Origin of the sequence: Flavobacterium sp. (assembly GCF_027533505.1) — a bacterium.
Taxonomy (GTDB): domain Bacteria; phylum Bacteroidota; class Bacteroidia; order Flavobacteriales; family Flavobacteriaceae; genus Flavobacterium.
Map to the genome: position 1 here is coordinate 95,794 of NZ_JAPZUB010000041.1, position 10,090 is coordinate 105,883.

At 42.3% G+C, this 10,090-nt stretch carries 3 protein-coding genes; all 3 read left to right on the forward strand.

Going from position 1 to position 10,090, the window contains the following annotated elements:
* The first annotated feature begins 64 nt into the window (after positions 1–64).
* The gene (gene rpoC / locus O9316_RS09685) at positions 65–4,366 is read left to right on the forward strand and encodes a DNA-directed RNA polymerase subunit beta' (RefSeq protein WP_288041361.1); all 4,302 of its coding nucleotides are present in this window, start codon (positions 65–67) and stop codon (positions 4,364–4,366) included.
* A gap of 2 nt (positions 4,367–4,368) precedes the next feature.
* The gene (locus O9316_RS09690) at positions 4,369–4,677 is read left to right on the forward strand and encodes a DUF3467 domain-containing protein (RefSeq protein ID WP_288041360.1); all 309 of its coding nucleotides are present in this window, start codon (positions 4,369–4,371) and stop codon (positions 4,675–4,677) included.
* A 474-nt stretch (positions 4,678–5,151) separates the two neighbouring features.
* Positions 5,152–10,090: YDG domain-containing protein (locus O9316_RS09695; RefSeq protein WP_298203925.1), on the forward strand; the 4,939-nt coding region annotated here is incomplete at its 3' end.

Here is a 10,090-nt window from a genome sequence, read left to right on the forward strand (position 1 = left end):
ACCGGAAGGCCGATGCTGAGAAGGATCGGCCCCGTTAACTGTAACTATTTTAAAAACGACTAAGATGAACAACAGAAATAAAGATAAAAATACCATTAAAAGATTCGACAAAATTACGATCGGACTAGCGTCTCCAGAGTCAATTTTGGCAGAATCAAGAGGTGAGGTTTTAAAACCTGAAACCATCAATTATCGTACACACAAACCCGAACGTGACGGGTTATTCTGTGAGCGTATCTTCGGACCTGTAAAGGATTTCGAATGTGCTTGTGGAAAATACAAACGCATCCGTTACAAAGGGATTGTATGTGACCGTTGTGGGGTGGAAGTGACTGAAAAGAAAGTACGTCGCGACCGTGTGGGACATATCAATTTAGTAGTGCCTATTGCACACATTTGGTATTTCCGTTCCTTACCCAACAAAATTGGTTATATCCTTGGATTACCTTCCAAAAAGTTGGATATGATCATCTACTACGAGCGTTATGTGGTCATTCAAGCCGGTATCGCTAAAAATGTAGATGGGGAACCGTTACAAAAATTAGATTTCTTAACGGAAGAAGAGTATTTGAATATTTTGGATACCCTTCCGATGGAAAATCAATATTTAGACGATACCGATCCCAATAAATTCATCGCCAAAATGGGTGCTGAATGTATTATGGACTTGTTAGCGCGTACCGATTTAGATGCATTATCCTATGAATTACGTCACTCGGCCAACAACGAAACGTCAAAACAACGTAAAACAGAAGCGTTAAAACGTCTTCAAGTAGTAGAGTCTTTCCGTGATTCCAACTTGAACCGCGAGAACCGTCCTGAATGGATGATCTTGAAAGTAATTCCAGTTATCCCACCCGAATTACGTCCGTTGGTGCCACTCGATGGAGGTCGTTTTGCAACTTCCGATTTGAATGACTTGTACCGTCGTGTGATTATCCGTAACAACCGTTTAAAACGATTGATGGAAATCAAAGCGCCAGAGGTCATCTTACGTAATGAAAAACGTATGCTGCAAGAGGCCGTGGATTCCTTATTCGATAATACACGTAAAGCGTCTGCTGTTAAAACGGAATCGAATCGTCCTTTAAAATCACTTTCAGATTCATTGAAAGGGAAACAAGGTCGTTTCCGTCAAAACTTATTGGGTAAACGTGTGGATTATTCAGCGCGTTCGGTAATTGTCGTTGGACCTGAATTGAAAATGTATGAATGTGGTTTGCCAAAAGATATGGCAGCTGAATTGTACAAACCCTTCGTTATCCGCAAGTTGATTGAGCGTGGAATCGTTAAAACTGTAAAATCAGCTAAGAAAATCATCGATAAAAAAGAGCCTGTTGTATGGGATATCCTTGAAAATGTAATCAAAGGTCACCCTGTATTACTGAACCGTGCTCCTACCTTGCACCGTTTGGGTATCCAAGCGTTTCAACCTAAGTTAATTGAAGGTAAAGCAATTCAGTTACACCCTTTAACCTGTACGGCGTTTAATGCCGACTTTGACGGGGACCAGATGGCGGTTCACTTGCCATTAGGACCAGAAGCGATTTTGGAAGCACAATTGTTAATGTTGGCTTCTCACAATATCTTGAACCCTGCTAATGGTGCGCCAATTACCGTTCCTTCTCAGGACATGGTATTGGGTCTGTATTATATGACAAAAGAACGTTTGTCTACTCCAGAGATGCCAATCAAAGGAGAAGGCTTAACGTTCTATTCGGCACAAGAGGTAAACATTGCTTTGAATGAAGGCCGCTTAGAATTAAATGCACGTGTTAAAATCAGAACCAAAGATTTTAACGAAAATGGTGAATTGGTATACAAAATCATCCAAACCACTGCAGGACGTGTATTGTTCAACGAAGTGGTGCCTGAAGCGGCCGGATATATCAATGAAGTCTTGACGAAAAAATCGTTACGTGATATTATTGGTAAAATCTTAGCCACTACGAATGTACCTACTACAGCTGCATTCTTGGATGATATTAAAGATATGGGGTATAAATTCGCCTTCCAAGGTGGTTTATCCTTCTCTTTAGGGGATATTAAAGTTCCTGAGAAAAAAGACGAATTGATTGCCGATGCACGCGAGCAAGTAGATGGTATTACCATGAACTATAACATGGGTCTTATCACCAATAACGAGCGTTACAATCAGGTAATCGACGTATGGACTTCAACCAATGCTTTATTGACCGAATTGGCCATGAAGAATATCCGTGAAGACCAACAAGGGTTCAACTCGGTTTATATGATGTTGGATTCTGGAGCACGTGGTTCGAAAGAGCAAATCCGTCAGTTAACCGGTATGCGTGGTTTGATGGCGAAGCCGAAAAAATCAACAGCAGGTGGTGGAGAAATTATCGAAAACCCGATTCTTTCCAACTTTAAAGAAGGTCTTTCGATTTTGGAATACTTCATCTCTACCCACGGTGCGCGTAAAGGTCTTGCCGATACGGCGTTGAAAACAGCGGATGCGGGTTACTTAACGCGTCGTCTACACGATGTATCGCAAGATGTAATTGTGAACTCAGTTGACTGTGGTACCTTGCGCGGTATTGAAGTTACAGCGTTGAAGAAAAACGAAGAAGTAGTGGAAACACTCGGGGAGCGTATTTTAGGACGTGTAACCTTGCAAGATGTAGTGAACCCATTGACTTCCCAAGTAATTATTGCTGCAGGAGAGGAAATCACCGAAGCTGTAGTTCGTGAAATCGAAGAATCACCGATCGAAAGAGTAGAGGTGCGTTCTCCATTAACGTGTGAGGCTACCAAAGGAATCTGTGCTAAATGTTACGGTAGAAACTTAGCCACCGGTAAAATGACCCAAAAAGGGGAGGCGGTTGGAGTTATTGCAGCACAGTCGATCGGGGAGCCTGGTACACAGTTGACACTTCGTACCTTCCACGTTGGAGGGGTTGCAGGAGGTGTTTCTGAGGAATCATCGATTGTAGCACGTTTTGGGGGTCGTCTTGAAATTGAAGACTTAAAAACCGTCAAAGGGGAAGATACAGAAGGAAATGAAGTTGATATCGTTATTTCACGTTCAACCGAATTAAAATTAATCGATGCTACTACAGGTATCGTGTTAAATACACACAACATTCCTTATGGATCGAGTATTTTCGTGAAAGACGGTGATGTCGTTGAAAAAGGAACAACTTTGTGTAAATGGGATCCATATAATGGGGTGATTGTATCTGAATTTACAGGTAAAATCGCTTACGAAGATTTAGAACAAGGACAAACGTTCCAAGTTGAAATCGACGAACAAACCGGATTCCAAGAGAAAGTAATTTCAGAAGGAAGAAACAAGAAATTGATTCCAACCTTATTGATTTACGGAAAAGATGGCGAATTGATTCGTTCGTACAACCTACCGGTAGGAGCACACCTAATGGTAGAAGATGGCGAGAAAATTAAAGCGGGTAAAATCTTGGTGAAGATTCCACGTCGTTCTTCGAAAGCAGGCGATATTACAGGAGGTCTTCCACGTATTACCGAGTTGTTAGAGGCGCGTAACCCTTCAAATCCAGCGGTAGTTTCTGAAATTGACGGGGTAGTTTCTTTCGGTAAAATCAAACGCGGTAACCGTGAGATTATCATCGAATCGAAATTTGGGGAAATCCGTAAGTACTTAGTGAAATTATCAAGTCAAATTTTGGTACAAGAAAATGACTTCGTAAAAGCGGGTATGCCATTGTCGGATGGGGCCATTACTCCTGAAGATATCTTACGTATTCAAGGACCTTCTGCGGTACAACAATATTTGGTGAATGAAATCCAAGAAGTGTATCGTTTACAAGGGGTAAAAATCAATGACAAACACTTTGAAGTGGTGATTCGTCAAATGATGCGTAAAGTACAAATTGAAGATCCAGGAGACACCTTATTTTTGGAGGAGCAATTGGTACATACCAGCGATTTCATGATCGAAAACGATAAGTTATACGGGATGAAAGTGGTAGAAGATGCAGGCGATTCCGAAAATCTAAAACCCGGACAAATTGTGAGTCCACGTGATCTTCGCGATGAGAATTCTGTGTTGAAGCGCAATGATAAAAACTTGGTAGTGGCTCGTGATGCTGTGATGGCCACCGCTACGCCAGTACTCCAAGGGATTACGCGTGCTTCGTTGCAAACCAAATCATTCATTTCGGCGGCTTCGTTCCAGGAAACGACCAAAGTATTGAATGAAGCGGCTGTAGCAGGTAAAGTCGATAACCTTGAAGGTTTGAAAGAAAACGTTATTGTAGGACACCGCATTCCAGCAGGTACCGGTATGCGCGATTACGATCATATCATTGTTGGTTCGAAAGACGATTACAATGAGTTAATGGCCAACAAAGAAGAATACGTTTACTAGTCATGAGTGAAGAATTGCAACCCGGACAAATCAACATCGAGTTGGATGAGAAAACGGCAGAAGGGATTTATTCCAATTTAGCCATCATCAATCATTCTCCCTCAGAGTTTGTATTGGATTTTGTGACCATCATGCCTGGTGTGCCTAAATCCAAAGTGAAGTCCAGAATTATACTGACTCCACAACATGCCAAACGTTTCTTAAATGCGATGGCCGAAAACATTCATCGTTTTGAAGCCGCTCATGGTGTCATCAAAGAGACCGATGTTCCTCCCGTCCCGTTGAATTTCGGGCCGACAGGACAAGCGTAATTACATCACCAAAACTCCGTTAGAAATAGCGGAGTTTTTTTATTAAAAAAAACCAAAAAATCCGACTAAAAACCGATTTATCCGACGAATGAAAGAGGAGCTTAATGTTAACAAAAAGCTAACATAAAATGTCGGTTTTCAGGGTTTTAGTTTTTAATTTTGTGGCAAATCAAACATCAAAAAATTATGTGTAAAAATCTACATTTAGGTCTTAAGTTTAAGATTCTGATTTGTTTTGTAACACTTTTATTTACAAAGCAATCAATTGCGCAGACGTATTATCCAATGTCGTCTGGTAATTATTCAGAAACTTTTACAAACTGGATATCTCCAACAACGGGTACGAATTGGTCCTCAGTTGGAGTGCTTAGTACAGGAACAATACCTGTTGCTACAAGAACAACAGTAAGTTCTGCTACGTTTACTAGCGGAACTTCAGGTGGGGTTCAAAATGGTTCTACAAACATACAGTTTTTGTCAACAGGTGCAACATCCAACTCCAATGCTGTAGCATTGGATTTAAATTTAAATTTTTCAGGAAGAAATGCGGGTAATTTAAGTTTTAATGCAGCCACAGTCAACAATGGTACAGGTGACCGAATTGCCTCATTGAAAGTATATTATTCAATTGATGGTACAAATTGGGCTGAATTGACAGGTACAAATTTACCTTATGTGGCCACCAATAATGTTGCAGGAAGTGCAACAATCAATATTGCCTTGCCAGCTGCTTTAAACAATCAATCTGCCGTTAAGTTGCGGTTTTATAATTATAATGGTACTGCTGCTGGTACTTCAGGAAGTAGACCGAAAATAAGTATTGATAACGTTTCAGTTACTTCTACAAGTTCTGCTTCTATTACAACAACTGGTACACTTTCGGCATTAAGTACGGTATATGGAACTGCATCAAGTGAAACATCATTCACTGTGGCTGGATCTGGATTGTCAAATGATTTAAATATTGTTGCACCTAGTGGTTTTCAGGTCTCTACTACTTCAGGTTCTGGTTTTTCAACTTCATTATCGATAACTCCATCTTCAGGTAATGTAGCTTCGACTACGATTTATGTGCGCCTTGCTTCAACGGCAACAGTCGCTGGTTCTCCATATTCAGGAAATATTGAATGTACTAGCACAGGGGCGACAACACAAAATGTTGCTACGATTTCTAGTACAGTATCAAAAGCGACACTAACGGTAACAGCCAACAATCAATCCGTCGCTTTTGGAACCCCTGTTGCGACAGTTATTGCAGCGGGCTCGTATACGGCTTCAGGATTTGTCAATGGTGAAAATGCATCGGTTATTTCGGGAACGGCAACGTATACGACTACCTATACAGACACAACCCCAGCGGGTACCCCAGGGGTAACGATTACACCTAATGTGAGTGGCTTGACTGCAACTAATTATACGTTTACTCCTGCCGATGGTACGATTACCATTACTTCGTCACCCGTGCCTTCGATTACCAGTGCCTTGACGGCTTCGGCTACCTATGGAACTTCGTTTACGTATCAAATTACAGCCGATAACGCTCCAACGTCATTCAATGCGATTGATTTGCCTGCTGGTTTAACTGTAAATACAACCACTGGAGAAATTAGTGGTACGCCCACAGCAGCTCCTGGTACCTATTCCATTGGATTAGTTGCCACAAACATTGGTGGTGATGGCACGGCTACTTTGAGCTTATCACTAGCGGCAAAAGAGTTAACTGTTGATGGTATTGCGGCTGTTGATCGTGAATACAATGGATTAACTTCTGTGGCTTTTACAGGAGGAACGTTGAATGGTGTTTTTGGTTCTGATGCTGTTTCATTTACCGGAACGGCCTCTGTAGCTACAAAAACTGCTGCGGCTAACAAGCCTGTTACGTTTGCGCTGACATTAAATGGGGCACAAGCGGGCAATTATACGTTAACACAACCTACGGGAGTTACAGTATCGATCGCTACAAAGCCATTGACTGTTAATGGTGCTACGGCTCAAAATAAAGTTTTTGATGGCAATACTAATGCCGTTATTACAGGAACTTTGAACGGCGTAGTTGGTGGCGATACGGTAACGTTCAACGGAACAGGAACATTTGCTTCTTCGGCTGTTGGGAATAACATCGCTGTAACTTCTACTGCTACCCTTGAGGGTGTTGATGCTCCTAATTACACACTGACACAACCTACAGGATTAACGGCGAATATTACGCCAGCAGTGGTGGCGTTGCTACAATGGAATACAACAGGTAATGTTGGAGATGAAAGAAGTGAGCCATCTGTTGCCAATAATGCTAACGTAAGTTCTTCAAGTTTATCGTTGTCTGGTAGTGCTGTGAATGTTGTAAGTCCAGCGACTAATCCAAATCGTTTTGGGGGTAATAATTGGTCTCCAAATTCAAGTACAGGCATTGCAACAACACTTTCACAAGCGGTTACTTCCAATTACTACATTGAGTTTACATTGACACCAGCCTCAGGATACATTGTAACTCCTACTTCTTTATCCTTTATTTGGGATCGTTCAAACACAGGTCCTAATGGCTTAACGCTACGCTCCTCTGTTGATGGTTTTACCAACAACATTGGTTCTGTTTCAGGATTGGCAACATCCAATACTTCAAATTTTACCACACTTACAATTTCTGGAGTTTCAGATTTAACAGGAACAACTACTTTTAGATTGTATGGGACTGGTGCAACTGCTACAGGAGGAACAGGTGGTTTTGATACAGTCGCTGCTGCTGTTCAGCCCAACGTTGTACTTAATGGTTTCACTTCCTTAGCACCTGCTCCTTCGATCACTGTTACTGGAACTCCTGCCGCGCTAACTACCCAATATGGAACGGCATCTTCTGAAACGTCTTTTACCGTTTCAGGGACGTTCTTACAAAGTGCCGTTACGGTTACTGCTCCAGCTGGGTTTGAAGTGTCTGCTACTTCTGGTTTAGGATTTGGTGCTACTACTACGATTGGTGCCATTGGCAACATTACCAATGTGCCTGTGTATGTTCGTTTGGCCGCCAATGCTCCGGTTGCGGGTTCGCCTTACAGTGGAGACATTGTATTGACGAGTACTAATGCAACTCCTGTCAATGTGGCTACAACTTCCAGTACGGTTACGGCTAAGAATTTAACCATCACGGGTATAACTATTGCCAACAAACTTTTTGACGGAAATACCAACGCGACAATCACAGGAACGCCTTCTTTGGTAGGTGTGGTTACTGGTGATGAAGCAAATGTTGTTTTAGGCGGTACTCCTGTGGCTACCTTCACATCCTCAGCCGTTGGAACTGATATTCCTGTTACGGTATCAGGGTATGCCCTTTCAGGAAGCGCCTCTTCGAATTACAGTTTAACACAACCCGCCGGTTTGGTTGCTGATATTACCTCTGAGCCTACCCCTGTAATCACTAGTGCTTTGACTGCCAATGGGACTTACGGAACGGCTTTCAGTTATACAATCACTGCTTCTAATGCACCTACGTCATTCAATGCCTTGAATTTACCAGCAGGTCTAACTGTTGATACGGTTAGTGGCGTTATTTCAGGAACCATAACTGCTGTTCCGGGCAATTATACCATCACCTTGGAAGCTACAAATGGGGGAGGTTCTGGTACCGCGTCATTAGTACTCACTGTGGCCCCCAAAACGCTTACGGTGAATGGGCTTACGGTGAATGATAAAGAATATAATGGAAACGTTGTAGCCACTACCACTGGCGGACTTTTGGATGGAATTTTCAACACCGATGTAGTTTCATTTACCGCTACGGCAACTTTCGCTAACAAAGTAGTGGGGGTTGCAAAACCGGTAACCGTAGTCCTAACCTTAAACGGAGCGGATGCTAGTAACTATGTTGTCACTCCATTGTCTGGATTAACCGCCTCTATTACGGCTAAAAATCTAACGATTACTGGCGCTGTAGCACAAAACAAACCTTTTGATGGTACCACTGCAGCGACCATAACAGGAACGCTTACAGGTGTTGTTTCGGGGGATAATGTAACTTTAGTGGGAACAGGAGTATTTGCTTCTGCGGCACAAGGAACCGCTATTCCAGTGACATCTACGGCTACTTTGGCGGGAACTGATGCTGGAAATTATACCTTAACACAACCCTCAGGTTTGAGTGCCAACATTACACAGCCAGTATTGTATTTGAATCAGTTTTCGGGTGCAGCTGCTTGTCCTACAAACGGAAATGTTCCCGTGGTTTCAAGTAATGCAACAGGTACCCCTTTGACCCGCAGTACAATTACTTGTACTAACGCTGCAAACGTGTTTAATTCAAATACTTTGAATGCAACAGCTACTGTAAATTCAAACTCTTACATCGAGTTTTCTATTACCGCTAATTCAGGAAAAGTGTTAAATGTTCAAGCGTTGTCATTTTTTAGACAAGCAAGTAACACAGCTCCTAATCAAATAGAAGTGCGTTATAGTACCGATGGTTTTGCGACCTTCACTACGTGGGGTGCAGCGCCTTTAACACCAACTTCTGGTTCCGTTGCTACTTGGAATTTTCCAGATTTTGAAACCGAGTCAGTAGTTTTCAGAATCTATCCCTACGGAACCCAACGTGCCGATTTAGGGGCAGGAGCTGCTTCTAGTACAGGTTCTTTCCGATTGGATGATGTTACCGTTATAGGAATAGCCACTGATCCAACGCCACCAACTGCTTCTGTGATCAATGGAACAACTTCAGTATGTGATGGTGATAGTGCAGTTATTGCTGTAAATATTACTGGAGGTAAAAGTCCTTACACGTTGGTTTATACCGATGGAACGACCAACTTTACAGAAACCAATTACGTTTCAGGAACGAATATCGTAGTTTCTCCAACGGCCACTACAACCTATACCTTAGTTTCGGTTACTGATGCTAATGCCTTAGTGGGTACGGGTAATTCGGGTGCTGCTACGATTACTATTCTCTCAAATCAGCCCTATTATTTGGATGCCGATAATGATGGTTTTGGAGCAGGTGCGGTTGCATTCAACTCATGTTTCCCGATTGCGGGTTATTCAACCTTCAACACCGACTGTAACGATGCGAATGCTTCTATTCGTCCGGGTGCGGTTGATGTATGTTACGATGGTATCGATAACGACTGTAATGGTAACATCGATAACTTAGGTTTACCAGGAGGTTGTACGCCTATTGTGAGTGCTATTCCTACTGCGGTTTGCGGTACTGAAGTTGCCTTCGGAGGCATTGTATACTCGAGTTTGGTTTCGGGTGCACAAGGGTATCGTTACCGTGTAACCCAAGTAAACCCTGCGGATGATTCTGAAATCCCAGGAACACAAGTAATTGTGGATATGGTATTGCGTAATTTATACTTGCATAACTTGTCTAACTATAAGTACAATGCGAAGTTTAAAGTTGAGATTGCAGTACGTTTCAACA

Excerpts from the sequence above, each read along its gene's own strand:
- rpoC (WP_288041361.1), top strand. The coding sequence starts at position 65 with ATGAACAACAGAAATAAAGATAAAAATACCATTAAAAGATTCGACAAA.
- O9316_RS09690 (WP_288041360.1), top strand. The coding sequence starts at position 4,369 with ATGAGTGAAGAATTGCAACCCGGACAAATCAACATCGAGTTGGATGAG.